The organism is Tanticharoenia sakaeratensis NBRC 103193 (assembly GCF_000963885.1).
GTDB lineage: Bacteria > Pseudomonadota > Alphaproteobacteria > Acetobacterales > Acetobacteraceae > Tanticharoenia > Tanticharoenia sakaeratensis.
In genome coordinates this window covers 144,839-170,647 of record NZ_BALE01000009.1, presented here as the reverse complement: position 1 = coordinate 170,647, position 25,809 = coordinate 144,839, and the positions used below count along the sequence as shown (strand labels likewise).

The window sequence follows — 25,809 nt, the reverse complement described above, 5'->3', positions numbered from 1 at the left end:
GCGCATACTGCTCGCCATGACACCCATCGGCTCCTATCCCCAGACCCGCCTGCGCCGGAACCGGCGCGATATCTTCACGCGCCGGCTCGTGGCCGAGCACCGGCTCAGCATCGACGACCTGATCTGGCCGATTTTCGTGACCGAAGGCGAAGGTCGCGTGGAGCCCATCGCGTCCATGCCCGGTGTGAACCGCGTCAGCCTGGACCGTCTCGAAGCGCACGTCGCCGAAGCGGCGGATCTCGGCATCCCGGCTCTCGCCCTGTTCCCCGTCACGCCGACCGACATCCGCGACGCAGGCGGCACCGAGGCGCTCAATCCAGACAACCTGATGTGCCGCGCGGCACGCCTCCTCAAACAGGCCTATCCGCAGATCGGGCTCATCGGCGACGTAGCACTCGATCCCTATACGGATCACGGTCATGACGGCCTGATCGAGAACGACTACGTCGTCAACGACGCATCCGTGGAAGTCCTGAAGCGGCAGGCAGTCAATCAGGCCGCGGCCGGAATAGACGTGATCGCACCATCGGACATGATGGACGGCCGGATCGGCGCCATCCGCGCGGCTCTGGATGAGGCTGGACTGGTCGATACACGGATCATGTCCTATGCCGCCAAATATGCGAGCGCATTCTACGGCCCGTTCCGCGATGCGCTCGGATCGGGCGCCCGTCTGACCGGCGACAAGAAGACCTACCAGATGGACCCCGCCAATACCGACGAGGCCCTTCGCGAAACGGCCCTCGATCTTGCCGAGGGCGCGGACATGGTGATGGTCAAGCCCGGCATGCCTTATCTGGACATCGTCCGTCGCGTGCATGAACGGTTCGCGGTCCCGACTTTCGCGTACCAGGTGTCCGGCGAGTACGCGATGCTGATGGGGGCGATCAATAACGGCTGGCTTGATCGGGACCGCACCATTCTTGAAAGCCTGCTGGCATTCAAGCGTGCAGGAGCGAGTGGCGTTCTGACCTACTTCGCTCCGGAAGCCGCACGCCTTCTGCGTAACGGCTGATTATGAGTGCGCCCCCTGCCCGTGCGGCGCGCGTTGCGCGGGGGGCCGTCTCGTTCGGCAGTGGCATCCATGCGGAACGCCTCGTCTCGGCAGCGCTTGAACGAGACGGGTTCGAGATTCTGGCGTGTCGCCGCAGAACGCCGTTTGGCGAGATCGACATCATCGCCTCCAACGAAGACCTGTTGTGCTTCGTTGAAGTCAAACATCGTCCGACACTGGCCGATGCCGCGGTAGCGCTCACGCCGCGTCAGGCACGACGGCTATACCGGGCTGCCGATTTTCTGCTGCAGACCGAAACGACATGGGCCCGAAGCGCCATCCGTTTCGATCTTATTGTCGTTGACCGGTCCGGCGACATGCGCCGGGTGAAGGATGTCCTGCGCGCCGATCAGGTGTGATGACGATGGCTTGCCCGATGAACGGCCACCGTCCGAACCGCAGCGTGGGGATGATAGGCTACCTGATGGATCAGCGCATGGCGGCTGATCACAGCCTCATGGCTCGAAACGCCGTGCCGTGACGCAACGCGTGTCACCCGATGATAGGTCACGTGGTGAACCACCGGCACCGATGTCAGCGCATCAAGCGTCAGCTTGCTGGCTTCATAGTCGGAAATGACGCGCTGGGCATGAGCCGCAGGCGCTGTAAGGGCCGCAGCCCCGATCATTGCACCGAGAACCCCGCCCGTCAGACCAAGACGCATCCGCAACCACCCCTGATTTCATGCCGCTACGCGCGATAACCTGAGAGCAGCCTAGGCAGATAAACTGGCCGGAAACAAGGTGTTACGGCAGGTTCAGGCAAAATAAAATCCATGCGTGATGCAGATGCATCACGCATGGCCGGCCGAAAGCATCATGCCGCAGTCGCGGCGATGCCCTTCTCAGAGAACAGCGCCTCGAGTTCGCCGCTCTGGAACATAGCGGTCACGATATCGCACCCGCCGATGAATTCGCCCTTGACGTAAAGCTGCGGGACCGTCGGCCACTGCGAGAAATCCTTAATTCCCTGTCGCAGTTCCGCGCTTTCGAGCACGTTCGCGGTCTGATACGGGACGTGAAGATGATCGAGGATCTGCACGACGCGCTGCGAGAAACCGCATTGCGGGAACATGCGATCGCCCTTCATGAACAGCATGACGGGATTGGCGTCGATCTGCGCCTGAATCTTCGTGAAGATGGCATCACTCATGGACATGTCCTCCAGATGGGAACGTCGGATCATACGATGCTAGTGGGCCGCACGCGACGTGCGCAAGCCCGACAAGCAAAACAGGGTCCGCCCCGCTTACGGTGTCTTGGTCTGTAGTGCGAGTGCGTGCAGCTCGGTACCCATGGCCCCGCCGAACGCATCATAGACCATCTTGTGCTGGCGAACGCGCGACAGGCCGGCAAAGGCCTGCGACGTTACCGTACAGGCATAATGGTCGCCGTCTCCGGCAAGATCCTCGATCTCGATCCGGGCGTCCGGCAATGCGGTCCGGATAATGGTCTCGATCTGCTGTGCCGTCATCGGCATGAAAACATACTCCCTTGGACCGCTCGCTCAGCGGTCCATCATCGCAGGCAGCGTCGCCTCGTTCACCGACCGCAAACGCTCGATCGCAACCGACATTCCGTCCGACAGCTTCAACGCGTCACCACCCGAGCGCCCCAGGCGTCGGACCGGCACATGCGCCTTTTCAGCCGCCGCGATCAATGCCGCGCCGTCGGTCGTCGCCGCCACATAGCAGGCCTGATCCTCCGCATAATAGAAAGCGTGCAGGCTCAGACCATGCGCCGGCGGCAGAAGCGTCGCACCGATACCGCCGGCCATCGCCATCTCGGCCACGGCGATCAGAAGCCCGCCGTCCGACACGTCATGGCAGGCAATAATATGACCCGAAAGGATCTGCGCCCGCACGAAATCACCGTTGCGCCGCTCGGCATGGAGATCGAGCACCGGTGGCGCCCCGTCTTCACGATGCGCGATCTCTCGTAGCCAGAGCGACTGCCCGAGATCGCCCCGCTGTGTTCCGATCAGGATCAGATCGCAGGATTCCGGCATCGCATAGCCGATCGCCTTCGAGACGTCATCGATCACGCCCAAGCCGCCAATGGCCGGTGTCGGGAGGATATCGACTGCCATGCCGCTCGCATGCTTCGTCTGATTATAGAGCGACACGTTGCCGCTCACGACCGGGAAATCGAGCACACGGCACGCGTCTCCCATTCCGGCAATCGCGGCGGCAAACTGCGCCATCACCTCGGGGTGTTCCGGATTGCCGAAGTTGAGATTGTCGGTCACGGCAAGCGGCAGCGCGCCCGTTGCCGTGATGTTGCGCCAGGCCTCCGCCACCGCCTGCGCGCCGCCGACCTTCGGATCGGCCTTGCAGAAGCGTGGCGTGCAGTCCGTCGTCAGTGCCAGGGCGCGGTTCGTTCCTTCGACGCGGACGATCGCCGCATCCGCCGTGCCGGGGCGACGAACGGTCTGGCCGCCGAGCGTGCTGTCGTACTGGTTCCAGATCCACGCGCGCGACGCGAGGTCCGGACACGCCAGCAGGTGAAGCAGCGCATGCTCGATGCCCTCCGGATCCGCCACCGAGCCCAGATGAGCAGGCGGATGAAGCAGCGCCATCGGACGATGATAGACCGGGGCCGCGTCCGCCAGCGGTGCGAGCGGGATATCCGCCTCGACCCTGCCCTGATGCTTCACCGTGATCCGCGCCGTGTCGGTCAGGACGCCGACCACCGCGAAATCCAGTTCCCACTTCTCGAAGATCGCGCGTGCGGCCTCGGTATGCTCCGGCTTGAGCACCATGAGCATCCGCTCCTGGCTCTCCGACAGCATCATCTCATAGGCCGTCATCCCCGTCTCGCGCTGCGGCACGGCATCGAGATCGAGCTCGATGCCGACACCGCCCTTGCCCGCCATCTCGACGGCGGACGACGTCAGACCGGCCGCACCCATGTCCTGGATCGCGACGATCGCATCCGTCGCCATCAGCTCGAGACAGGCTTCGATCAGCAGTTTCTCGGTGAACGGATCGCCGACCTGCACGGTCGGGCGCTTGGCCTGCGCGTTCTCGTCGAAGCCCGCCGACGACATGGTCGCGCCATGAATACCGTCACGGCCGGTCTTGGAACCGACGTAGACGACCGGGTTGCCGATCCCTGCAGCCGCCGAGAGGAAGATACGGTCCTGGCGCGCGATCCCGACCGTCATGGCATTGACGAGCGGATTGCCGTCATAGGCCGGATGGAAGTTGACCTCGCCACCGACAGTGGGAACGCCCACGCAGTTGCCGTAGCCGCCGATCCCGCGCACCACGCCATCGACGATCCGGCGCGTGCCCGCATGTCTGGGATCGCCGAACCGTAGCGCGTTCAGGTTCGCGATCGGGCGCGCACCCATGGTGAAGACATCGCGAAGGATGCCGCCGACACCAGTTGCAGCCCCTTGATAAGGCTCGATGAACGACGGGTGGTTGTGGCTCTCCATCTTGAAGATGGCAGCCATTCCGTCGCCGATATCGACCACGCCCGCATTCTCGCCCGGTCCATGAATGATCCAGGGAGCCGTCGTGGGCAGGGTGCGCAGATGCACGCGCGAGGATTTGTAGGAGCAGTGTTCCGACCACATGACCGAGAAGATGCCGAGCTCCGTCAGCGTCGGCACCCGGCCCATGATGCCCAGCAGGGTCTGATATTCGTCGCCCGTCAGGCCGTAGCGCGCGGCCAGATCCGCGTCGATGACAACGTTGCTCATGCGGCCAGCGCCTCGATCAGTCCTGTGAAAAGCGGTGCGCCATCCGTCCCGCCGATCGCGGGATCGACCAGGTTTTCAGGATGCGGCATCAGGCCGCACACGCGCCCGTTCTCGCTCGCAATCCCGGCGATCGCGCGCGCGCTTCCGTTGGGGTTGCACGTCCGGTCCTGCGGCAGCACCGCACCGTCGGCCGTGGCGTAACGGAATACAACGCGCCCTTCCCCTTCCAGCCGGTCGAGCGTGTCTTCCGATGCCGTATAGTTGCCGTCGCCATGTGCCATGGGCGCACGAAAGACCGCGCCGCTTGTCCATCTCCGCGTGAAGGCCAGACCGTCACGCTCCACCTTGAGATGACAGTCCTGGGACAGGAACCGCATCCCCGCATTACGCAGCAGCGCGCCCGGCAGCAGATGCGCTTCCGTCAGGATCTGGAATCCGTTGCAGACGCCCAGCACATAGCCGCCGCGCTCCGCAAAGCGCCGGACCTCGGCCATGATCGGCGAATGAGCGGCCATGGCGCCCGAACGGAGATAGTCTCCATGAGAAAACCCGCCCGGCAGGACGACCAGATCCAGCGACGGCAGGCTCGTCTCGCGATGCCAGATCATCTGCGGCGCGACACCGGACGTCAGGCGCAAGGCCTGTGCCATGTCGCGTTCCCGGTTGGTCCCGGGAAAGACGACGATCCCCGCCTTCACGGCGCGGACCCATGGCAGGGATACGAATCATGCAGCGCGGCAAAGACACCCTCGCCGACCGGCTTGCCGAGCACGTCCGCATGCGCACGCAGCCAAGCCGTGACCAGTCCGCGCATCTGGGGGCCAGTCTGACTGTCCGGGACACAGAAGCCAGCCTTGGCCGACTTGTCGCCTTCGTGGCTGGCATCGACCTTGCCGAGGGCCACGGCGTCCGTCATGCCCGTGATGTAGGCGTCGCACGCACCGACCAGGGCCGGGGTCGAGCACATCTGCATGAAACGGCCCGCTTTCAGCGGCGAGACACGCTGGGCGTGTGCCGTCCCGCCAAGTCCTGCTGCCGCCAGCAGGGTTGCCGCCAGAATTGCCCGCTTCATGACAGCGCCTCCACCGAGAAGTCCTCGATCACGTCATTGGCCAGCAGCGCGCGTGCCATGGCCTCGCCCTGCGTGACAGCCGCGCCGGCATCGTTCGCCGGCACGTCAAGGTCGATCACCTTGCCACAGCGAACCTCGCCGAGTTCGGCAAAGCCCAACGTTCCCAACGCGTGGCCGATCGCCTTGCCCTGGGGGTCGAGCACGCCTTCCTTCAACATGACGGTGACGCGCACTTTCATTGCATGACTTCCTGTCTTGTCTGTTCGATCGGGGCCTGATCCGGCTTCCGGCCGGTCCCGACCCGCTTCTCTCTCCGGCAGGTCATGACACGACCCGGCGCCGGAGCTGTCACTGCATGACCTCGGGGCCCTTCATGTCGCCGTTGGCGGCTTCCGGAAGGATGCCAAGGCGCCGCGCCACTTCCTGATAGGCTTCCTCGACCCGGCCGAGGTCGCGGCGGAAACGGTCCTTGTCGAGCTTCTCGCTCGTCTTGGCATCCCACAGGCGGCAATTGTCCGGCGAGATCTCGTCGGCCACCACGATGCGCATCTCCTCGCCTTCCCATAGCCGACCGAATTCCAGCTTGAAGTCGACCAGCTGGATGCCGACGCCCAGGAACACGCCCGACAGGAAGTCGTTGGCACGGAGCGCCAGCGACGTCATGTCGTCGAGATCATGCGAATTCGCCCATCCGAACGCCGTGATGTGCTCCTCGGAGACCATCGGGTCGTTCAGGCTGTCGTTCTTGTAATAATACTCGAGAATCGAGCGCGGCAGCCGCGTTCCTTCGGGAATGCCCAGCCGCTTGGCCAGCGAGCCCGCGGCAATGTTGCGGACCACGACTTCGAGCGGAATGATCTCGACTTCCCGGATCAGCTGCTCGCGCATGTTCAGGCGGCGCACGAAATGCGTCGGAATACCCATGTCATGCAGGCGGAGCATCAGATATTCGGAGATGCGATTGTTCAGGACGCCCTTGCCGGTAATGACCCCTTTTTTCGCACCGTTTCCGGCCGAGGCATCATCCTTGAAATACTGCACGAGCGTGCCGGGTTCCGGCCCCTCGAACAGAATTTTGGCTTTTCCCTCATAGAGCTGACGACGGCGGGCCATACCATTCCTTAGAATTGTCTTCGAGGATCCGGAACCGGCATCAGGAGCCGCGTCGTCCGGATCGTGTTCAGGCATATCGAGGCGCACCCATAGCACCCTGCGCCGCAGCCCGCGAGGGCTTCCACGGCGAATGATGTCACGGGACGATGCGACGTCGGCGAACGCGGCCGGTGCCCGACGATCCGGTCACCCTGCCGCAGACAGGCGGGCTGTCAGGCGTCGGCGAATACGCGCGCGAAGATCCGTTCGACCGCGCCGAGATGGCGGCTGCTGTCGAGGGCCGCATCGAGCGCTTCCGGCGTCAGCTTCGCCGAGACCTCGGGGTCGGATGCGATGTTGTCGCGGAAGGTCCGGCCGTCCGGCTGACCCAGCTTCGTCCATGTCGCCATCGCATTGCGCTGGACGATCTTGTACGAATCCTCGCGGGAAATCCCTGCGCGCGCGAGTTCCAGAAGCACCTCGCCCGAATGGACGACGCCGCCCAGGCTTTCAACGATCTCCGCCATGCGCTCGGGATAGATCACGAGCTTCTCCATCATCGACGCCAACCGTGCGAGGGCAAAGTCCAGGCCGATTGTCGCATCGGGACAGATGTTGCGTTCGACCGATGAGTGGCTGATGTCGCGCTCGTGCCACAGCGCCACGTTCTCCAGCGCCGGAATGACGTGGGCCCGCACAAGACGCGCAAGACCCGTCAGGTTTTCCGACAGCACGGGGTTGCGCTTGTGGGGCATGGCCGAGCTGCCCTTCTGCCCGGGATGGAAGAATTCTTCCGCCTCCCGCAGCTCGGAGCGCTGCAGATGACGCACCTCGACCGCCAGACGCTCGATGCCCGATGCGATCACGCCCAGCGTGCAGAAGAATGCGGCATGACGATCGCGCGGGATAACCTGCGTCGAAACGTCCTCGGCATACAGCCCGAGCTTGTCCGCCACATATTCCTCGATACGCGGATCGATGTGGGCGTACGTGCCGACCGCTCCTGAAATCGCACAGACGGCAATCTCGCGCCGCGCGGTCAGCAGACGCGCCCGATTGCGCTTGAACTCGGCATAATGCCCCGCAAGCTTCAGGCCGAAGCTGGTCGGCTCGGCATGGATCGCGTGGCTGCGCCCGATGGTCACGGTATGCTTGTGCTCGAACGCGCGACGCTTCAGCGCCGCCATCACGGCGTCCACGTCCTTCAGCAGCAGGTCGCAGGCTTGCGTCAGCTGGACCGAAAGACACGTGTCCAGCACATCGGACGACGTCATGCCGAGATGCACGAAGCGGCTGTCCGGTCCGACCTTCTCCGCAAGCCAGGTCAGGAACGCAATGACGTCATGGCGCGTCTCGGCCTCGATCTCGTCGATGCGCGCCAGATCCGTATCGGAGAATGCCGCCATCGCCGCATCGCCACGTTCGCGGATGGTGATGGCCGCATCCTTCGGAATCGCGCCGTATTCCGCCATCGCCTCGCAGGCCAGAGCCTCGATCTCGAACCAGATCCGGTAACGGTTCGCGGGCGACCAGATGGCAGTCATCTCGGGACGGCTGTAGCGCGGGACCATGGGGCGTTCGTTTCCTCGTCTGAGCTGGGACGGTTGATGTTTCGGCCCATGTCGCGCGGATGGCGCGCCTGCGCAACATCTCTGTGGCCCGTGCTTGTAAGATACGCCGTTTCGTCCATGGTGCGGGCATCTTGTTCCATCGGGAGAATTTTGTGCCCTCACATGAGTTGATCGCGGGTCTAGGCGTTCTCCTGCAGGTCGTTCTGATCGACGTGACCCTGGCGGGCGACAACGCGGTGATGATCGGTCTGGCGATCCGCACGCTCGGCCCGAAAGAACGTCGTGTCGCATTGATGGTGGGCGTCCTCGGCAGTGCGGTCATCCGGCTGCTGCTGGCCTTGGTCGCGGTCCGGCTTCTGGCCATCGTCGGACTGACACTCGCGGGCGGCCTTCTGCTGGCCTGGGTCTGCTGGCGGATGATGCGCGAACTTCGTGCCGGCGCGCACGATGCGGACGGCAAGCCTGTTCAGGGCGGCCTGCGGGCCGCAATCCTGCGCATCATCGCGGCCGACCTGTCGATGAGCCTCGATAACGTGCTTGCCGTCGCAGGCGCCGCGATGTCCCATCCCTACATTCTCGTCGGCGGCCTCGTGCTATCCGTCGTGCTGATGGCGGTCGCAGCCAGTCTGGTGGCGCGCCTGCTCGAGCGCTATCGGTGGATCGCCTGGGTCGGATTGCTGGTCGTCGCAGCCGTCGCGATCGAGCTTATCGTCAAGGGATCTCACGAGGTCTGGCAGCATGTGGGCCACTAGAACCAGGATGACGCCGCGCGCAGCGGTCCGCCCGCTGATCGCCGTTCTTGCTCCTCTTCTGCTGCCGGGCTGCAGCGGTGCAGCCCCCCAGCAGGACGACGGCGGTGCCATTCCTCCCGCAGTGGAAACTCCAGGCACGCCGGTTGCGGCCAGTCCTGATGCCATCCGCGCACGTCTTGCCGATTGGCTCCGGCTGGTCAGCGACGACCGCACGATTCCGGCCGCCGACTACGCATCGTTTCTCGCCCAGACGCCTCGCTGGCCGGATCGCGGACTGATGCAGGCGCGTTTCGCACATGCACTCGCCGAACGCACCGACGACACGGGGCTCGCCTCCCTGTGCCCGACTGCGACGCTGACCTATGCGCCGGCCCTGCTGGCCTGTGCCCGCGTCACCGGCGCGCAGGCCGTGGGCGCGCGAGCCCGGACGGCCTGGATCGATGCCGTGGACCGGCCCGCTGACGAAGCCGCCTTCCTGCCGGTCTTCGGCCAGTATCTTACGGCCACCGATCAGTGGCGCCGTTTCCAGCGCCAGCTCTCGGCATTCTCGATCAGCGCCGCAGGCCGGCAGATTGATCGCCTGACACCGACCCGCCAGCCACTGGCGCGCGCCCTTCTGGCCTATCGAGCGCGGTCCGATGATGCGGATCGCCTGCTCGGCCTGCTGTCATCCGACGAGCAGTCCGACCCGCAACTCGTCCTCTACAGACTTCATGCCCTGCGGCGGGCGGGCGATTTCGATGGCGGTCTGACGCTGTGGCAGAGCCAGGGCCTCGCACTTCAGAAGGCCCATCCGGGTCACGACTGGACGGAAGAGCGTGCAGCCTTCGCCCGGGCCCTCATGCTGGCGGGCCGGAGCACCGATGCCGTGCTGCTGGCCGACGACGAGACGCTGCCATCGCAGGACACGGACAGGCTCGAGGCCGACTTCCTGACCGGCTGGCTCGCGCTGCGCACCGGCCACGACCCCGTCCGCGCGCAGGCCGCGTTTCGTCCGCTGACGTCCTGCCCGGCGCTCCTGACGCGTTCGCGCGGCTGGTACTGGCTGGCCCGCGCAAAGGCAGCCTCGGGTGATCAGGCCGGCGCGCGCAGCGCCTATCTCTCTGCCGCCGCCATGCCGACCACGTTCTACGGCCAGCTCGCGCTCGAACACCTCGGCCCGGGAACCACACCCACGCTCGACACGCCCGCGGCCCTGCTGGCGCCAGCCTTGGCACGCCTGCCGCAGATCGCAGCATTGCCAGTCGATCGGTTGCCGCGCCGTGATCTGGCGATGGCCGCGCAGATGCTGTCGTCGGACGGCGATCAGAACCATGCCCGCGACTTCCTGATGATGGCGCAGGCGGAAGCTCACACGGCGAGCGAACTTGCAGCGCTTGCGGACCTGTCGCATCGGCTGGGGCTGGCGGAACCGGCGATCTATGCCGCGCGCGCGGCCGGCCGGCGTGGAACCGCGCTCTATCCCGCCGGCTGGCCGGACGATCTGCCTGTGCCCGCGACCGCATTGCCGCCCGGCCTGACCCAGGCCGTCATCCGCCAGGAAAGCAGCTTCAATCCGACGATCACGAGTCCGGCCGGCGCGGTTGGCCTCCTGCAACTGCGTCCGGCTTCGGCCAGAGACATCGCCCGTTGGGCCGGCCTTGCCGGGCTCGATACCTCGGCTGCGTCCCTGCGGAACCCGGCCACCAACATCACGCTGGGTCAGGCATTCCTGAACCAGCTTGCACAGCGGTACGGATCGGTCGTGCCGTATATGCTGGCTGCCTACAATGCAGGTCCCCATCGCGCCGATCAGTGGATCCTGCCCGATGCCGCAACCGACCCAGACACGCTCATCGACTGGATCGAGCGCGTGCCATACGAGGAGACGCGCTCCTACATCGAGCGGATCGAGGAAAGTGCCGCGATCTATCGTGTCGAAGCGTCGCGCGCACAACAGGCGGGGTGATCGGGCATGGTCGACAACCAGGTCATGCGCGTGCTGGACGCATTCAGACGTCAGAGCCTTCGGATCGTTACCGCGGAGAGCTGCACGGGCGGCCTGATTGCCGCGGCTCTCACCGAAATCGGCGGATCATCCGATGCCGTGGAAGGCGGCTTCGTCACCTACTCGAACGCCCTCAAACAGAGCGCTCTGGGCGTGCAGGCGGCAACCCTGCAAATCCACGGCGCAGTTAGTGAAGCGACCGTTGCCGAGATGGCAGAAGGCGCGCTCAGATCCGCACCGGACGCTTCCGTCTCGATTGCCGTCAGCGGCGTCGCGGGCCCCGGCGGTGGAAGTCCCGACAAGCCTGTCGGCCTCGTCTGCTTTGGCTGGATGAGACGCGGTCATGCCGCTTTATCGGCGGCGCGCAACTTCCCGGGCGATCGCCGGGCGGTTCGTGCGGCGACGGTCGGCTATGCTCTGACCCTGCTGGAACAGATTGCCGCAGACGCTTCTGATTAAACAAAAAAGGCGGCTTCACCTTAGGTGAAGCCGCCTTGGCTCGCTTGAGATAAGTCGAGGAGCTTACTGGCTCTGCGGCGCCGTGGTCGTCGGAGCCGGCATCGTGGAGGACGGTGCGTTCGACGGCATGGTCATGCCATTCGGATTCGGGGCAGTCATGCCGTTCGCGTTCGGCATCGTCGGCGCTGCCGCAGGTGCCGTAGCCGGCACGGTCGTCGAAGGTGCCATGGAGCCACGTGCCTCCTGAAGGCTCTTCGCGTTCAGGTCTTCGGTGGTCTCGCCGTTGCCACCCTTCTTTTCCTTGGCGTTGCCAGCCTTCTCTGCCGAGCTCGAGCCATGCTTGCCGTGATGATGATGCGGCGCGGCAATAGCGGGCGCACCTGCAGACAGCAGAACGGCCAGCGCACCGGCACCCATCGCAAACTTCGACATCGGTCTTCCTTTCCTTGGCGCGGCTCGATTGCTCCGAAGAGGCAATTCTGGCCGCGGACATATCAATCCACGTACGCGCCGAAACTGACAGTTACGTCACAGTCGGGATGCGGACCGAACGCCGCGCCAAGGCGACAGTTCGTCACGATGTCAGAAAAAAATCTCAGCGAGACGCCGGAGCATTTGGCGTCGCGGCAATCACGGGCGGTCCATATGTTTCGCGTGCACGCTTGATGAATGCGGAGACCATGAGACGCACGCCTTCGTTGAAGACCATCCCGATCGCATTCTGCAAAAGTCGCGACCGGAACTCGAAATCGACGAAGAAATCGACGAGGCAACCACGCGGGTCCGGCGTGAACGTCCAGACGTTATTGAGATAACGGAACGGGCCCCGCTCGTAACGGACGCGGATACGGTCGGGTCGTTCCAGCGAGACCCTGCTCGTGAACGTCTCGCGGAACGGTCCAAAGCCGATCGTCAGGTCGGCGACAAGCTCGGTTTCCGTCCGCGACTTGACGACCGCGCGGGCGCACCAGGGGAGAAATTGCGGGTATTTGCCGACATCGGCCACGAGATCGAACAGCTGGTCCGGCCGATAGGCGATCAGGCGTTGTTCGGCATGGGTCGGCATCAGCGCCCCTCCTGATGTGTCGGTGTGCTGACATTGAGTGTTCTGGCCCGTGCGGCGCGCAGGCGCTCGAAATCCTCATCGGCGTGATAGGACGATCGGGTCAGCGGCGACGCACTGACCTGCAGGAAACCTTTGGCACGTGCGCGAGCCGCATATTCGTCGAACGCCGCCGGGGTAACGAACTCGGCGATCGCCGCATGTTTCGGTGTCGGTTGCAAATACTGCCCCAGTGTCAGGAAATCGACATCCGCCACCCGGAAATCGTCCATGACCTGATAAACCTCCGGGGCCGTTTCGCCTAACCCCAGCATCAGTCCCGACTTCGTGAAGATCGTCGGATCGAGGCGTTTGACGTCGTCAAGCAGACGCAGCGACTGATAATACCGGGCTCCCGGCCGAATAGGCTGGTATAGCCGCGGCACGGTCTCGAGATTGTGATTGAAGACGTCAGGTCGGGCTGCGACGACGATTTCCAGCGCGCCGGGCTTGCGCAGGAAATCGGGCGTCAGGATCTCGATCGTCGTGTCGGGGGCAGCAGCCCGGATCGCTCCGATCACGCGGGCGAAATGTCGCGCCCCCCCATCTGTCAGATCGTCACGATCCACGGATGTAATGACCACATGACGAAGGCCCAGTGTCGCCACGGCCTCCGCCACGCGCGCGGGCTCGTCATCGTCCAGCGGGTTCGGCTGCCCGGTCGTGACGTTGCAGAACGCGCAGGCCCGGGTGCAGATCTCGCCCATGATCATCATGGTCGCATGCCGCTGCGACCAGCATTCCCCGATATTGGGGCAGGCCGCCTCTTCGCAGACCGTCGTCAGCCGATGCTCCCGCATCAGCGCACGCGTCTCCTGATAGACGGGAGAATTGGGCGCACGCACCCGGATCCAGTCCGGCTTGCGCTGGATCGGGTTATCCGGGCGACGCGCCTTTTCAGGATGGCGAAGTGCGGCGTTCGCGCGATGATCGATCAGGAGACGGTGGGACATGGCGGCTCAGATATGCAGCGCCTCGCCGAACGCCGCCAGAGTGGATTCGTGCATCGTCTCGGAAATGGTCGGGTGCGGGAACACCGTCTCGCGCAGTTCGGCCTCTGTCAGCTCTCCGGTCCGCGCGATTACGAAGCCCTGGATCATCTCGGTCACTTCCGCGCCGATCATGTGCGCGCCCAGCAACTCGCCGGTCTTGGCATCGTAGATCGTCTTCACCAGTCCTTCACTTTCGCCCAGGGCCTGTGCGCGTCCGTTCGCCGAAAGCGGGAACCGCCCGACCTTGATTTCATGGCCGGCCGTCTTTGCGCGATCCTCGGTCAGGCCAACAGATGCGATCTGCGGCTGGCAATAGGTGCAGCCCGGAATATTCAGCGGATGCAGCGGCTGGGGATGATGGCCCGCGATCGCTTCGACGCAGATGATCCCCTCATGGCTTGCCTTGTGTGCAAGCCAGGGCGCTCCGGCCACGTCACCGATCGCATACACGCCCGCCTCGCCCGTACGCCCGAAACCATCGACCTTGATATGCCCGCGATCCAGCACGACAGCAGTGCCCTCGAGCCCGAGGTCTTCCGTGTTCGCCGTAATGCCGACTGCGGCAATCACCCGGTCGAATTCCAGTGTCTGCTTCGTGCCGCCGGCTTCGATATCGACCCGAACGATGCCGCCCGACTTGTGCAATGGGCCGACCTTAGCGCCCGTCAGGATCGTCATGCCCTGCTTTGCAAAGCTCTTGCGCGCGAGATCGCTGATCTCGGCATCCTCGACAGGCAGAATCCGATCGGCAACCTCGGCGATCGTTACCTCTGCGCCCATGTGACGATAGAACGAGGCAAATTCCACGCCGATCGCACCCGAGCCGATGACCAGAAGCCGCTTCGGAATGGCCTTCGGCACCATGGCCTCGCGATACGACCAGACCAGCTCGCCATCGGATTCGAGCCCCGGCAGCTGTCGCGCACGTGCGCCCGTCGCGATGATCACATGCTTGGCGAGCAGCGTCCTGACCGCGCCATCTTTCGTCACCTCGACGATACGACGCCCCGCCTCGGTTCCGGCGAGCCGTCCGCGCCCGTCGATCGCCTCGGCGCCTGCCTTGCGCAGCAGATGCGCAATGCCGCGCGAGAACTGGCGTGCGATCTGCCGGGATCGACCGACGACTTTGTCGAGGTCAAAGCGCGGATTGTCGGCTGCAAATCCGTAGCGGCCCAGATCGTGCAGCAGATGGTTGATTTCCGACGCCCGCAGCAGCGTCTTGGTCGGGATGCAGCCCCAGTTAAGGCAGATGCCGCCGAGGTGCGTGCTCTCGACCACCGCCGCCTTCATGCCAAGCTGTGCTGCGCGAATGGCGGCGACATATCCGCCGGGACCGCCCCCAATGACGATCAGATCGTACTGCATCTCGGACATGAGATCTCCTGTGCCCTGCGCTCAAAAAAACGCAAGATCAAGGCCTTGCGGCTAAATTCTGATATAATGTCTTAAACGACGAGACGGTATGGGTTCTCGACGATCTCGCGGAAGGCCGCCATCCACTCGGCACCGAGCGCGCCATCCACCACACGGTGATCGACCGATAGCGTCGCCGTCATGACAGTCGCGATCGCAAGCTGATCCCCTTTGACCACGGCACGCTTCTCACCAGCCGCAATCGCCAGGATAGCGGCCTGCGGCGGATTGACGATTGCGGCAAAGGAGCTGACGCCGAACATGCCCATGTTCGAGATCGAGAATGTGCCGCCTTGGAATTCGTGCGGCAGCAGCTTGCCGGCGCGTGCCCGCTTGATGAGGTCACGCGCTTCCGCGCTGATCTCGCGCAGCGATTTCGTATCGGCCTTCGTGACGATCGGCGTGATCAGGCCATCGGCGACCGAGACAGCAACCGAAATGTCGATGTCGTCGAACAGCAGCGTCTCGGCTTCGGTGTATCGCGCATTGACCTTCGGAACCTGACGCAGGGCAAGGGCCGCCGCCTTGATCAGCATGTCGTTGACCGACAACTTGAACTGTCCGTCACCCTCCGAAGGAGATGCCCCGTTCAGACGCTGACGCAGCGCCAGAAGCGCGTCGAGTTCGATATCGACCGAGACGTAGAAATGCGGAACCGTCTGCTTCGATTCGGACAGCCGGCGCGCAATGACCTTCCGCATGGTGCTGTTCGGCACACGCGTAACCCCTCCCGCAGATACGGGTGCTGACTGAGGTGCCGCGGGCCTGGCGGCCGCCGGCGCCGCGGGCTTTGCCTGCTCGACGTCACGACGCAGGATCCTGCCATTGGGGCCAGTGCCACGCACGTTCGCCAGATCCACGCCTTTTTCTGCGGCAATGCGACGGGCGAGCGGCGAAGAATTATGGCGCGGCGGAGGTGCGGACGCAGAGGCCGGCGCGGCGCTCGTCGACGTAGCCATTGTGCCGGACTGCGCAGGGACTGCCGGCTCCTTGCTTGCAAGCGTGGGCGACGACACGGTGTCCGGCACCGCCTCGCCTGGCTCCACCAGAATCGCGATCGGCGCGTTGACCGCGACATTCTCCGTTCCGTCCGGCACGACGATCCGGCCGAGAACGCCCTCTTCGACCGCTTCAACTTCCATGGTCGCCTTGTCGGTCTCGATTTCGGCAATCACATCGCCTGCCGTGATCGCATCGCCTTCGGCCTTGAGCCAGCGCGCGAGCTTGCCTTCGGTCATGGTCGGCGACAGCGCCGGCATCAGGATTTCAGTGGCCATGGCGCAGTCTCTGTCCTCAGAACATCTTCTTCACGGCATCCACCACCCAGTCGGGCTGCGGCAGAGCCAGCTTTTCAAGATTGGCGGCATAGGGTAGCGGCAGGTCGAGACCACAGACACGTGCCGGCGGTGCATCGAGCCAGTCGAACGCCTGCTCGATGGCCAGCGTGCAGATCTCGGCACCGATACCCGCGAACGGCCAGCCTTCCTCGACCGAGACAACACGCGACGTCTTCTTGATGCTGGCGACCACGGTTTCGGTATCAAGCGGGCGCAACGTGCGCAGATTGATGACCTCGGCCGAGATGCCCTGCTCTTCGAGTTTCGCCGCCGCATCCAGCGCCACGCCGACCATGATCGAGAATGCGACCAGGGTCACGTCGGCGCCTTCGCGCTCGATCTTTGCGCGGCCGATCGGTAGGATAAAATCCTCGTCCACCGGGCACGGAAATTTCTGCCCGTAGAGAATCTCGTTCTCCAGCACGATGACCGGGTTCGGATCGCGGATCGCGGCCCGAAGCAGTCCCTTGGCATCCGCCGCCGACCAGGGCGCGACCACCTTCAGGCCCGGCACATGGGCATACCAGCTGGCATAGCACTGCGAATGCTGTGCGCCGACCCGCGCCGCCGCACCGTTCGGACCGCGGAACACGATCGGGCAGCCCATCTGGCCGCCCGACATGTAGTTGGTCTTCGCGGCCGAATTGATGATGTGGTCGATGGCCTGCATTGCGAAGTTCATCGTCATGAACTCGACGATGGGGCGAAGTCCGGTCAGTGCAGCGCCGGTCGCCATGCCTGTGAAGCCGTGCTCCGTAATCGGCATGTCGATGACACGCTTTTCGCCGAACTCGTCCAGCAGGCCCTGGCTGATCTTGTAGGCACCCTGGTACTGCGCGACTTCCTCGCCCATCAGGAACACATCCTGATCGCGCCGCATTTCCGCAGCCATCGCGTCGCGCAGGGCTTCACGCACCGTGATCGAGGTCGTTTCGCCCCAGTCGCGTTCGGCACCGGGCTGCTTCAGCGTCTGCATCTGCGCCACGGCAGGCGCAGCCGTCGTTTCAATGGCGATCGTAGCCTGAGGAGCCGAGGTCGGCGCCTCGACGACAGCATCGACTGCGGATGCATCTTCCCCCGCATCAAGGAGCACGGCGATCGGCGTGTTCACGGCAACCGACTCGCTGCCTTCCGGCACGAGGATCTTGCCGATTACACCGGATTCGGTCGCCTCGACCTCCATGGTCGCCTTGTCGGTCTCGATCTCGGCAATCACGTCACCGGACTGAACGGCATCGCCCAAAGCGCGCACCCAGCGCGACAGCTTGCCCTCGGTCATCGTCGGCGACAGCGCCGGCATCAGGATCTGCTGTGCCATGGCGCGTCAGGCCTCCACCAGAATGTCAGTCCAGAGTTCGGAAGGATCGGGCTCCGGGCTTTCCTGCGCAAAGGTCGCGGAGTCGGTCACGACAGCCTTGACCTCGGTTTCGATCGCAGCGAGCGCATCGTCATCAACGCCTGCACGCGCGAGCTCGCGGCGCAGCGCGTCGATCGGATCACGTGTGCGACGCATCTCGTCCACTTCCGCGCGCTGACGATACTTCGCCGGGTCCGACATGGAGTGTCCGCGATACCGGTAGGTTTCCATCTCCAGCAGATACGGCCCCTTCCCGGCCCGGCAATGCGCCACGGCCTCGACCGCCGCGTCATGCACGGCGAACAGGTCCATGCCATCGACCTTGCGCGAGGCGATGCCCCAAGGCTCGGCGTTCCTCGACAGATCGCGTGAAGCAGACGAACGCTCGATGCTCGTGCCCATGCCGTAGCGGTTGTTTTCGATCACGAAGATGCATGGCAGCTTGTGAAGGGCTGCCAGATTGAAGCTCTCGAAGACCTGTCCCTGGCTCGAGGCGCCCTCGCCGAAATAGGTCACGGCGACTTCGTCCGTCCCGCGGTATTTGTTGGCGAACGCGAGCCCCGCGCCCAGAGCGACCTGCGCGCCTACGATTCCATGGCCGCCATAGAAGTTCTTCTCGCGCGAGAACATGTGCATCGAGCCACCCTTGCCGCGGGAATACCCGCCGGAGCGGCCGGTCAGTTCGGCCATCACGCCGCGCGCTTCCATGCCGGCCGCCAGCATATGTCCATGATCGCGATACGACGTGATCACCTTGTCGCCCGGCTTCATCGCGAGCTGCATGCCGACGACGACCGCTTCCTGTCCGATGTAGAGATGACAGAAGCCCCCGATCAGCCCCATGCCGTAGAGCTGGCCCGCCTTCTCCTCGAAGCGCCGGATCAGGAGCATGTCCCGGAACGCCTGTTTCATCAGTTCCGGTGTCATGGCGGGCCCGTTGCCGCCCGCAGCACCCGTCAGATCCGTTCCAGACACCAGACAGTTCCCTTTCCTTGACCGGCCCGCAGCCGGGCCAGCACGCTCTTAATCTCTGATCGCTTGGATCGCCAGCCCTGCCGGGTGGCATTGCCCGTCAGGCGTCGGCAGGCCGGTCGTAGACGCCCGACCGCCCGCCGCTTTTGTGGGCGAGACGGATATCGCCGATCACCATGCCGCGGTCCAGCGCCTTGCACATGTCGTAGAGCGTCAGCGCCGCGACTGATACGGCCGTCAGCGCCTCCATCTCGATCCCGGTCTGCCCGGTCGTGCGGGCACGGGCCGAAATGGCGATACCGCTTTTCTGGATATCCAGCGTCACCTTGACGGACGATAGCGGCAGCGGATGACACAACGGAATGAGATCACTGGTCCGCTTCGCACCCATGATGCCGGCAATCCGGGCAGTTGCGAGAACGTCACCCTTCGGTGTCTCGCCGGACGCGATCAGCGCCAGAACATCGGGTGCGATGGTAATGAAGGCTTCAGCCACAGCTTCACGGCGCGTGATGGCCTTCTCCGATACGTCCACCATGTGCGCATGACCCTGCGCATCGAGATGGGTCAGGCCCTGGGAGCCTGCCTGAGCGTCATCCGACATGACGGTGATCAGAGAAAGCCGAGAAGACGACGCGCGGCAATGCCGGGATCGACCTCACGCAGCAGGCTTTCGCCGACCAGCACACCGCTTGCCCCGACTTCGCCGACGCGGTGAACGTCGCCCTGGGTCTTGATCCCGCTTTCGGACACCACGATCCGGTCTGGCGGCACCAGCGGTGCCAACGCCATCGTGGTTTCGATGTCGGTCTTGAGCGTGCGCAGATTGCGGTTGTTGATCCCGATCAGGAACGTGTCCAACGCAAGCGCGCGGTTCAATTCCGTCTCGTCGTGGACCTCCAGCAGCACGTCCATGTCGAGCCCGCGCGCCAGCCCCAGCAGATCGGCCGCCTGCTCGTCCGAGAGCGCCGCCATGATCAGCAGGATGCAGTCGGCGCCCAGCAGGCGGCTTTCATGCACCTGCCAGGGATCGAGAATGAAATCCTTGCGCAGGATCGGCAGCGAGCACACAGCCCGCACGCGGGCTATGTCCTCGGTGCTGCCATGGAAACACGACCCTTCCGTCAGGACCGAGATGCACGAGGCGCCTGCGTTCTGATAGCTCTGGGCGATCGCTGCCGGATCGTAATCCGGACGCAGGATGCCTGCGGAGGGTGATGCCTTCTTCACTTCGGCGATCAGGCCGACCTGACGCTCGGCCGTCATCTGCTTCAGCGCCTGCCCGAAACCACGCGTCGGCGTCTCGACCTCGCGGGCCTTCGCAGTGATCTCGCGCAGCGGCATGATCTGCGAGCGTTGCTCGACATCGACGCGCACACGCGCACAGATCCGTTTCAGGACATCGGGCGTATCGGCAATCGGCCCCGCGATCCGGTCTGCGGGCGGAGTGGCTTGCGGCACATCCGTTTGCGGAACGTCCTGGTGAAGCATCGCGTCGGTCATGACCGTCCTGTGGGCTTTGATCTGTGTCTGGGCATATGGATAGGGCGCGTGCTGTTCATGCGCTGACGGATACGCCGCGTGCGCGCTCGAGGGCCGCCAGGGCGCGTCCGTCGTCGATGGCGCCTGCTGCGCGCGCGACCGTCTCAGCCAGTGCGCGGGGCTGAATGATGCCAACATGTGTTATCTGTCCATGTCCTGCGACGTGCAGCCCGATGGCTGCGTTGAGCAGAACGGTATCGCGATAGGCTCCACGAGCCCCGCCCAACATGGCGCGCAATGCCTGTGCATTGAACGCCGGATCGCCGCCGGATATGGCGTCGATCGGAGCGGGTTGCAAGCCCGCGTCGCGGGGGTCGATGGAAAACCGGGAGACGTGCCCGTTCTCGAGTGCGGCGACATGCGTAGGCCCGGCGAGCGTCGCCTCGTCGGCTCCCGAACTGCGTCCGTTGATCTCGCCATGGATCACCCAGGCATCGGTGGATCCGAGGCTTGCCAACGTCCGGGCAACGGGTTCGAGCCAGGCCGGATCGAAGACGCCGACCACCTGGCGTCGGACACGCGCGGGATTACAAAGCGGGCCGACGAGATTGAACAGCGTCCGGAACCCGAGGCCACGTCGCACGGTCGCGGCATGGCGCATGGCCGGATGATGTGCCGGCGCATTGAGGAAGACGAGGCCCCGCTCCCGAAGATGTCGGGCGAGATGATCGGGGGTGGCGTCGGATGCCACGCCCAGCTCGGCCAGAACATCGGTCGCGCCCGACCGGGACGACAGCGCACGATTGCCATGCTTTGCGACCGGAACGCCAAGACCTGCCAGCACGAAGGCAACTGCGGTGGAGACGTTGAGCGTGCCGAGACCATCGCCCCCCGTCCCGCATACGTCGATCGCATCCGGCAAGGGGGTCGGCAACGCCGCCATGCGCGCACGAACGGCACGAACTGCGCCCAGAAGTTCCGGGGCCGTCTCACCACGTACATGCAGCGCCGTCAGGAAGGCAGCGACCTGGATATCGGTCGCCGCACCTTCCATGATGAGCCCGAATGCCCGCTCCGCCGCATCCTCGCCGAGAGGGCGGCCCGAGACGGCATCCAGCAGCAGGGGATGAAACGCGTCGTCGGCTGTCATGCCGCGACGTCGGCCGTCTGGACTGCAACCCGACCGGTCGGCTCGACGCCGGCGATGCGGAGAAAATTGGCCAGGATCTCGGCGCCATGCTCCGACGCGATGCTCTCGGGATGAAACTGCACGCCATGGATCGGGCGATCGCGGTGGCGGACGCCCATGATGACGCCGTCTTCCGTACGTGCGTTGACAATGAGCGTGTCGGGAATGGAGGCCGGATCAAGCGTCAGGCTGTGATAACGGGTCGCGCCGAACGGATCCGGAAGACCTGCGAAAACGCCCGTGCCGTCATGATGGACAGGGCTGACCTTGCCATGCATCGGGCGTGGCGCGCGCACGACGCGGGCGCCGAACACCTGCCCGATCGCCTGATGACCGAGACATACGCCCAGCACCGGAATATCCGCATGCCCGGCAATCAGGTCGAGGCAGATGCCCGCACCGTCCGGTGCGCACGGGCCCGGCGAGATCACGATGGCTTCGGGCCGGCGCGCAACGGCATCCGCGACCGAAATCGCATCGTTGCGCACCACCTCGCACATGGCGCCAAGGGCGCCGAGATGATGCACGAGATTGAAGGTGAAGCTGTCGTAGTTGTCGATCAGCAAAATCATGGCGACACCATGGCGTCGGGACAGGTTCGCGTCAAACACTGAAATGAAACGTGTGCACTCGATTTTTTGCAATACTGCGCAACACGTTGATTCAGTGGTCGTTACGCCCCTGTCGACATGCCGCGATGGCAGCCTCGGCCGCACGGAACAGTGCTCGTGCCTTGTGCCGCGTCTCGAGATACTCGAGTTCGGGGACGCTGTCGGCCACAACCCCGCATCCGGCCTGGACGTGCATCTCGCCGTCCTTCACCACGGCCATGCGCAGGCCGATGCACGTGTCCATCTCGCCCGTTGCGCCGAAATAGCCGATGCAGCCGGCATAAGTCGCCCGTCTCGTCGGTTCGAGCTCGTCGATGATCTCCATCGCCCGGATCTTGGGCGCCCCGGTCAGCGTGCCGGCCGGAAAAGCGGCAACCAGAGCATCAATCGCGTCTCGTCCATCCTCGATCGTCCCTTCCACGGTGGACGAGATATGCATGACATGGCTGTAGCGTTCGACGACGAAGCGTTCAGGCACCCTGACGCTCCCCTGCCGCGACACGCGGCCTACGTCGTTGCGCCCGAGATCGATCAGCATGAGATGCTCCGCCCGCTCCTTCTCATCCGCCAGAAGCTCGGCTTCCAGTGCACGATCCTCTTCGGTCGTCGCCCCGCGCGGGCGCGTGCCGGCAAGCGGACGCACGGTGACAGTGCCGTCGCGCAGCCTCACCAGGATCTCCGGAGATGAACCGACGAGCGCGAATCCATCGAGTTCCAGCAGGAACAGGAAGGGCGCCGGGTTGACTCGACGCAGCGCGCGATACAGCGCCAGCGGCGGCAGCGGAAACGCTGTGGAGAAACGCTGGCTCGGCACGATCTGGAAAGCGTCGCCGGCCGCGATATATTCCTTCGCGCGCAGGACGACGTCCTCGAACTGCGCGCGCGTCATGGTGCTGCGCGGCGGCTCCAGCGTCGCCTCCGGTGCAAGAGGTGTCGTGTCGCGCGGAAGCGGAGCGTCGAGTGCGGTTTCGGCACGTGCGATCAGCGCTTCCGCCCGGGATCGCGCCAGTACGGGCGTATCGGCTTCGTCGCGACGGGACACTGGGGCCGCTAATACCAGTTCGTCACGCACTGAATCGAAGATCGCGAACAGGCCCGGACGCAACAGGACGCCTTCCGGCAGATCGAGATCGTCCGGCGGCATGTTCGGCAGATGCTCCATCTGCCGGACCATGTCATAGCCGAGATAGCCGAAGACGCCGCCCACCATCGGCGGGACGCCCTCGGGCAGCGTCATCCGCGCCGCCGCCATCATGTCGCGCAGTCGGTCCAATGGACGACCATCCTGCGCCACGAAACCGTTTCCGCCTTCGCGCTCGGGCGCATTGTCGACCGCGCTCGCGCCGTCGTGGCAACGCCAGACCATGTCGGGACACAGGGCGATCACGGAATACCGCCCGCGCGCAGCGCCGCCTTCCACGCTTTCAAACAGAAGACGATAGGACGGATGCGGAAACGCCGCCGCAAGACGCAGATAGGCCGAAACCGGCGTCAGCAGATCCGCCGCCGCCGTGACGTGAACCAGCCCGCGCTCGCCTCGCGCCCAGGCCTTGGCGATCTGGTCCGCGTTCACTGCGCGGCCCCTGCCGCCTGCGGGCCGGACTGCTGAACGACCGCGTCAAGCGCGTGGAAGTTGATGTCGGGACGCGTGGTCTGTTCCAGCCCCGCGACATAGGCCATCGGCACATCGGACTGAACGGACTGGTCGAGCGAATTGCCGATCTGCTGCCGGATCGCCGTCAGTTCGGCGGCAGGTGCATCCGAGTATGCGGTGACGGCCGCGACATAGAACGCACCGTCGGCTTCGACCATGGCGGCCTGCCCCGGCTTCATGGCGAGGATCGCACGAAGCACATTCTGCGACAGGTTGGGATCGGGACGCATCCGCGAAATCGTGAGGTCGCGTGAGATCGAGAGCCCGCTGCTGTCGCCGGTGGAGGCCGTATCCACGAGCCTGCCCTGCCGCCCCGCGAGCAGGAGAGCCGTCGCATGCCGGTTCGCGGCATCACGACGGGCATCTTCCTGCCAAGCCGAAAGGACGCGATCGCGCACCTGATCGAACGGCAGCAGCGTGCCGGGCGAAACCTCGTCGACCACGACGGCAAACGATGCATTGCCGGGTCCCTGCACGACGGTCGGCCGGGCATGCAGATCCTGCGAGAAGATCCGGCTGACGATGGCCTGCCGCAGCGCCGTATCGCCCGGGATAGGCGCGGGCGTGCCGTCATGGGTATTGCCGTTCGCATCGAGCGCACCGGCCGCCGCAACCGCGCCGAGATTGTCCGGAATGGCCTCGAGCGTGTCGGACCCGGCAACCGCATCCTCGAATTGCTGCGCCCGCGCATGCAGAAGACCCGGTGCCTGCTGCTTCACGATCTCGTCGTGCAGACCCTGTCTGGCGTCCTCGAAGCTGGTGTCGTGTGGTGCCGCAATGCTCGACACCTTGAACACGAGCCAGCCGGTCTCCGATTTGACGGGGCCTTGCACGGTACCGGCCTGCGCCTTGAATGCCGCGGCAGCCAACTCGGGGTTCGGGATGTCGGTCTGGCGGGCATTGGGGAAATCGACCGTGGCGCCGTCATGGGCATCGGCTTCGATCTTCGACCAGTCTGCTCCGCCCTGCCACTCGGCCGCGATCGCGCGGGCACGTGCCTCGCTCGGCATCGTTGCTACCTGAAGGCTGCGCGTCTCGGGTACGTGGAAACGGCGCGTCTGGAAATCATACAGCCGGCGGAGATCGGCATCAGGCGTCTCGATGCTGCGCGCAACCGAGTCCAGCGTCAGCGCAACGATCTTGGCATGACGATATTCGGTCGTACGGAACGCCCAGGGGTGATTGTCATAGAAACGGCGCAGCTGAGCATCGCTCGGCGTCGCCGTGATCGGCGTCTGGTCAGGGCTGACCTTCACCATGTCCACGTGGCGGATCCGCGTATTGAAGGCGATCAGCCTGTCGACCATCCCGGCCGGCGCGTGTGCCGCGTTCCCGATGCCATCCAGCAGGCCGCGGACTGTCAGATCGTCACGCACCTGCTCGATCAGCGTGCGTTCCGTCATGCCGATCTGGCTCAGACGCTGATTGAACAGGGCGCGGTCGAACTGGCCGTTCGGTCCCTTGAAGAAGGAATACGAGTAGATCTCGTCCCTCACCAGCGCGTCAGGTGCCTTCATCCCGGCCTTCTGGGCCGCGAGCAGCACCTCGTTCTGCGTCACGAACTGCTGAAGCACCTGGCGTGCCGCCTGCGCACGGGCCGCCTCAGGCAGTTGTGATGGGTCCGACAGGCCCATCTGCCGTGCAGTCTGTGGCAATTGATTGCGAAGCGCGCCGGCGATCTGCTCGGCCGTCACCTTGCGCTTGCCGATCTTTGCGACCGTATCGGGGTTGGAGCCGGAGAAATTCGTGAACACATCTCCCATGCCCCATCCCACGAGTGCCAGGAACAGAAGGAACGCGATGGCGCGGCCGGCACGGGAATCGACGAAGACGCGGCGCAGGTAGGAAATCATGGCGCTCCGGAAGCGGGCTGGATGAAGGACGTGAACAAGGCCGTGGAACCGGCGCTCAGGCGGCGCACCATATTGATCGGGCATGGCGCACACAAGCGCGGCACCGAGGCTCTGTGCCCCTACCCCGCATGCGGCCGGGAGGCTATCACAGG

Annotated in this window: 27 protein-coding genes; 5 read left to right on the top strand and 22 right to left on the bottom strand. The window is 64.6% G+C overall.

The window, feature by feature from the left end; all coding sequences use genetic code 11:
• Window positions 1-16: 16 nt before the first annotated feature.
• Both hemB and B8446_RS03460 read left to right on the top strand, forming a co-directional pair.
• Window positions 17-1,015, top strand: a complete 999-nt coding sequence (gene hemB / locus B8446_RS03465) for a porphobilinogen synthase (RefSeq protein ID WP_048847219.1) — start codon at window positions 17-19, stop codon at window positions 1,013-1,015.
• A 2-nt stretch (window positions 1,016-1,017) separates the two neighbouring features.
• Window positions 1,018-1,413, top strand: a complete 396-nt coding sequence (locus tag B8446_RS03460; RefSeq protein ID WP_084712034.1) for a YraN family protein — start codon at window positions 1,018-1,020, stop codon at window positions 1,411-1,413.
• Here B8446_RS03460 and B8446_RS03455 read toward each other — a convergent pair.
• The 9 genes from B8446_RS03455 to purB form a co-directional block, all read right to left on the bottom strand.
• The gene (locus B8446_RS03455; RefSeq protein WP_148505825.1) at window positions 1,404-1,718 is read right to left on the bottom strand and encodes a hypothetical protein; all 315 of its coding nucleotides are present in this window, start codon (window positions 1,716-1,718) and stop codon (window positions 1,404-1,406) included. The genes B8446_RS03460 and B8446_RS03455 overlap by 10 nt on opposite strands.
• A 152-nt stretch (window positions 1,719-1,870) precedes the next feature.
• A complete protein-coding gene (gene grxD, locus B8446_RS03450) occupies window positions 1,871-2,206 on the bottom strand; it encodes a Grx4 family monothiol glutaredoxin (RefSeq protein ID WP_048847411.1) in 336 nt (111 codons plus the stop codon).
• A 96-nt stretch (window positions 2,207-2,302) separates the two neighbouring features.
• A complete protein-coding gene (locus B8446_RS03445) occupies window positions 2,303-2,533 on the bottom strand; it encodes a BolA family protein (protein ID WP_048847217.1) in 231 nt (76 codons plus the stop codon).
• 27 nt (window positions 2,534-2,560) lie between these two features.
• Window positions 2,561-4,762 (bottom strand): phosphoribosylformylglycinamidine synthase subunit PurL, encoded by a 2,202-nt coding sequence (gene purL / locus B8446_RS03440; protein WP_048847215.1) that lies wholly within the window; start codon window positions 4,760-4,762, stop codon window positions 2,561-2,563.
• Entirely contained in the window at window positions 4,759-5,460 is a 702-nt protein-coding gene (gene purQ / locus B8446_RS03435) for a phosphoribosylformylglycinamidine synthase subunit PurQ (protein ID WP_048847212.1), read from the bottom strand. The genes purL and purQ overlap by 4 nt, the downstream gene beginning before the upstream one ends.
• Window positions 5,457-5,834, bottom strand: a complete 378-nt coding sequence (locus tag B8446_RS03430) for a Rap1a/Tai family immunity protein (protein WP_048847211.1) — start codon at window positions 5,832-5,834, stop codon at window positions 5,457-5,459. Before B8446_RS03430 ends, purQ begins: the two co-directional genes overlap by 4 nt.
• On the bottom strand, window positions 5,831-6,073 hold the full coding sequence (gene purS / locus B8446_RS03425) for a phosphoribosylformylglycinamidine synthase subunit PurS (RefSeq protein WP_048847209.1): 243 nt from the start codon (window positions 6,071-6,073) through the stop codon (window positions 5,831-5,833). The genes B8446_RS03430 and purS overlap by 4 nt, the downstream gene beginning before the upstream one ends.
• 109 nt (window positions 6,074-6,182) lie before the next feature.
• Window positions 6,183-6,947: a phosphoribosylaminoimidazolesuccinocarboxamide synthase gene (gene purC, locus B8446_RS03420; RefSeq protein WP_048847208.1), complete on the bottom strand. Its 765-nt coding sequence runs from the start codon at window positions 6,945-6,947 to the stop codon at window positions 6,183-6,185.
• 212 nt (window positions 6,948-7,159) lie between these two features.
• Entirely contained in the window at window positions 7,160-8,497 is a 1,338-nt protein-coding gene (purB, locus tag B8446_RS03415) for an adenylosuccinate lyase (protein WP_048847206.1), read from the bottom strand.
• A 152-nt stretch (window positions 8,498-8,649) separates the two neighbouring features.
• Between purB and B8446_RS03410 the strand changes: the two genes are divergently transcribed.
• From B8446_RS03410 to B8446_RS03400, 3 genes are read left to right on the top strand one after another with little or no spacing between them, the layout of a single operon-like run.
• Window positions 8,650-9,249, top strand: coding sequence for a YjbE family putative metal transport protein (locus B8446_RS03410; protein WP_048847409.1), 600 nt, complete (start codon window positions 8,650-8,652; stop codon window positions 9,247-9,249).
• 7 nt (window positions 9,250-9,256) lie between these two features.
• Window positions 9,257-11,197 carry a lytic transglycosylase domain-containing protein gene (locus tag B8446_RS03405; RefSeq protein WP_048847204.1) on the top strand — a complete coding sequence of 647 codons (1,941 nt, stop codon included), beginning with the start codon at window positions 9,257-9,259 and terminating at the stop codon, window positions 11,195-11,197.
• A 6-nt stretch (window positions 11,198-11,203) separates the two neighbouring features.
• Window positions 11,204-11,695 carry a CinA family protein gene (locus tag B8446_RS03400; protein WP_048847203.1) on the top strand — a complete coding sequence of 164 codons (492 nt, stop codon included), beginning with the start codon at window positions 11,204-11,206 and terminating at the stop codon, window positions 11,693-11,695.
• Between the two features lie 63 nt (window positions 11,696-11,758).
• On the opposite strand, the gene B8446_RS03395 is transcribed toward B8446_RS03400, so the two are convergent.
• The 13 genes from B8446_RS03395 to B8446_RS03335 form a co-directional block, all read right to left on the bottom strand.
• Entirely contained in the window at window positions 11,759-12,127 is a 369-nt protein-coding gene (locus B8446_RS03395; protein WP_048847201.1) for a hypothetical protein, read from the bottom strand.
• 163 nt (window positions 12,128-12,290) lie between these two features.
• On the bottom strand, window positions 12,291-12,761 hold the full coding sequence (locus tag B8446_RS03390; protein WP_048847199.1) for a type II toxin-antitoxin system RatA family toxin: 471 nt from the start codon (window positions 12,759-12,761) through the stop codon (window positions 12,291-12,293).
• On the bottom strand, window positions 12,761-13,750 hold the full coding sequence (gene lipA, locus B8446_RS03385) for a lipoyl synthase (protein ID WP_048847197.1): 990 nt from the start codon (window positions 13,748-13,750) through the stop codon (window positions 12,761-12,763). The genes B8446_RS03390 and lipA overlap by 1 nt, the downstream gene beginning before the upstream one ends.
• 6 nt (window positions 13,751-13,756) lie before the next feature.
• A complete protein-coding gene (lpdA, locus tag B8446_RS03380; protein WP_048847196.1) occupies window positions 13,757-15,163 on the bottom strand; it encodes a dihydrolipoyl dehydrogenase in 1,407 nt (468 codons plus the stop codon).
• A gap of 71 nt (window positions 15,164-15,234) precedes the next feature.
• Complete coding sequence (locus tag B8446_RS03375; protein ID WP_048847194.1) at window positions 15,235-16,479, bottom strand: pyruvate dehydrogenase complex dihydrolipoamide acetyltransferase; 1,245 nt, start codon at window positions 16,477-16,479, stop codon at window positions 15,235-15,237.
• Window positions 16,480-16,495: 16 nt separating this feature from the next.
• Window positions 16,496-17,857, bottom strand: coding sequence for a pyruvate dehydrogenase complex E1 component subunit beta (locus tag B8446_RS03370; protein ID WP_048847192.1), 1,362 nt, complete (start codon window positions 17,855-17,857; stop codon window positions 16,496-16,498).
• Between the two features lie 6 nt (window positions 17,858-17,863).
• A complete protein-coding gene (pdhA, locus tag B8446_RS03365; protein ID WP_048847406.1) occupies window positions 17,864-18,823 on the bottom strand; it encodes a pyruvate dehydrogenase (acetyl-transferring) E1 component subunit alpha in 960 nt (319 codons plus the stop codon).
• A gap of 145 nt (window positions 18,824-18,968) precedes the next feature.
• Window positions 18,969-19,472, bottom strand: coding sequence for a cyclic pyranopterin monophosphate synthase MoaC (gene moaC / locus B8446_RS03360; RefSeq protein WP_048847189.1), 504 nt, complete (start codon window positions 19,470-19,472; stop codon window positions 18,969-18,971).
• Window positions 19,473-19,480: 8 nt separating this feature from the next.
• Window positions 19,481-20,371, bottom strand: a complete 891-nt coding sequence (trpC, locus tag B8446_RS03355; RefSeq protein ID WP_048847186.1) for an indole-3-glycerol phosphate synthase TrpC — start codon at window positions 20,369-20,371, stop codon at window positions 19,481-19,483.
• 55 nt (window positions 20,372-20,426) lie between these two features.
• A complete protein-coding gene (gene trpD / locus B8446_RS03350) occupies window positions 20,427-21,500 on the bottom strand; it encodes an anthranilate phosphoribosyltransferase (protein WP_048847183.1) in 1,074 nt (357 codons plus the stop codon).
• Window positions 21,497-22,111: an anthranilate synthase component II gene (locus B8446_RS03345; protein WP_048847182.1), complete on the bottom strand. Its 615-nt coding sequence runs from the start codon at window positions 22,109-22,111 to the stop codon at window positions 21,497-21,499. Before B8446_RS03345 ends, trpD begins: the two co-directional genes overlap by 4 nt.
• Window positions 22,112-22,202: 91 nt before the next feature.
• The gene (trpE, locus tag B8446_RS03340; protein ID WP_053053664.1) at window positions 22,203-23,723 is read right to left on the bottom strand and encodes an anthranilate synthase component I; all 1,521 of its coding nucleotides are present in this window, start codon (window positions 23,721-23,723) and stop codon (window positions 22,203-22,205) included.
• The gene (locus tag B8446_RS03335) at window positions 23,720-25,657 is read right to left on the bottom strand and encodes a peptidylprolyl isomerase (protein WP_048847180.1); all 1,938 of its coding nucleotides are present in this window, start codon (window positions 25,655-25,657) and stop codon (window positions 23,720-23,722) included. Before B8446_RS03335 ends, trpE begins: the two co-directional genes overlap by 4 nt.
• Window positions 25,658-25,809: the final 152 nt, after the last annotated feature.

Coding starts and splice junctions, on each gene's coding strand:
- hemB (WP_048847219.1), top strand. CDS start 17: ATGACACCCATCGGCTCCTATCCCCAGACCCGCCTGCGCCGGAACCGG.
- B8446_RS03460 (WP_084712034.1), top strand. CDS start 1,018: ATGAGTGCGCCCCCTGCCCGTGCGGCGCGCGTTGCGCGGGGGGCCGTC.
- B8446_RS03455 (WP_148505825.1), bottom strand. CDS start 1,718: ATGCGTCTTGGTCTGACGGGCGGGGTTCTCGGTGCAATGATCGGGGCT.
- grxD (WP_048847411.1), bottom strand. CDS start 2,206: ATGAGTGATGCCATCTTCACGAAGATTCAGGCGCAGATCGACGCCAAT.
- B8446_RS03445 (WP_048847217.1), bottom strand. CDS start 2,533: ATGCCGATGACGGCACAGCAGATCGAGACCATTATCCGGACCGCATTG.
- purL (WP_048847215.1), bottom strand. CDS start 4,762: ATGAGCAACGTTGTCATCGACGCGGATCTGGCCGCGCGCTACGGCCTG.
- B8446_RS03430 (WP_048847211.1), bottom strand. CDS start 5,834: ATGAAGCGGGCAATTCTGGCGGCAACCCTGCTGGCGGCAGCAGGACTT.
- purS (WP_048847209.1), bottom strand. CDS start 6,073: ATGAAAGTGCGCGTCACCGTCATGTTGAAGGAAGGCGTGCTCGACCCC.
- purC (WP_048847208.1), bottom strand. CDS start 6,947: ATGGCCCGCCGTCGTCAGCTCTATGAGGGAAAAGCCAAAATTCTGTTC.
- purB (WP_048847206.1), bottom strand. CDS start 8,497: ATGGTCCCGCGCTACAGCCGTCCCGAGATGACTGCCATCTGGTCGCCC.
- B8446_RS03405 (WP_048847204.1), top strand. CDS start 9,257: ATGACGCCGCGCGCAGCGGTCCGCCCGCTGATCGCCGTTCTTGCTCCT.
- B8446_RS03400 (WP_048847203.1), top strand. CDS start 11,204: ATGGTCGACAACCAGGTCATGCGCGTGCTGGACGCATTCAGACGTCAG.
- B8446_RS03395 (WP_048847201.1), bottom strand. CDS start 12,127: ATGTCGAAGTTTGCGATGGGTGCCGGTGCGCTGGCCGTTCTGCTGTCT.
- B8446_RS03390 (WP_048847199.1), bottom strand. CDS start 12,761: ATGCCGACCCATGCCGAACAACGCCTGATCGCCTATCGGCCGGACCAG.
- lipA (WP_048847197.1), bottom strand. CDS start 13,750: ATGTCCCACCGTCTCCTGATCGATCATCGCGCGAACGCCGCACTTCGC.
- lpdA (WP_048847196.1), bottom strand. CDS start 15,163: ATGTCCGAGATGCAGTACGATCTGATCGTCATTGGGGGCGGTCCCGGC.
- B8446_RS03375 (WP_048847194.1), bottom strand. CDS start 16,479: ATGGCCACTGAAATCCTGATGCCGGCGCTGTCGCCGACCATGACCGAA.
- B8446_RS03370 (WP_048847192.1), bottom strand. CDS start 17,857: ATGGCACAGCAGATCCTGATGCCGGCGCTGTCGCCGACGATGACCGAG.
- pdhA (WP_048847406.1), bottom strand. CDS start 18,823: ATGACACCGGAACTGATGAAACAGGCGTTCCGGGACATGCTCCTGATC.
- moaC (WP_048847189.1), bottom strand. CDS start 19,472: ATGTCGGATGACGCTCAGGCAGGCTCCCAGGGCCTGACCCATCTCGAT.
- trpC (WP_048847186.1), bottom strand. CDS start 20,371: ATGACCGACGCGATGCTTCACCAGGACGTTCCGCAAACGGATGTGCCG.
- trpD (WP_048847183.1), bottom strand. CDS start 21,500: ATGACAGCCGACGACGCGTTTCATCCCCTGCTGCTGGATGCCGTCTCG.
- B8446_RS03345 (WP_048847182.1), bottom strand. CDS start 22,111: ATGATTTTGCTGATCGACAACTACGACAGCTTCACCTTCAATCTCGTG.
- B8446_RS03335 (WP_048847180.1), bottom strand. CDS start 25,657: ATGATTTCCTACCTGCGCCGCGTCTTCGTCGATTCCCGTGCCGGCCGC.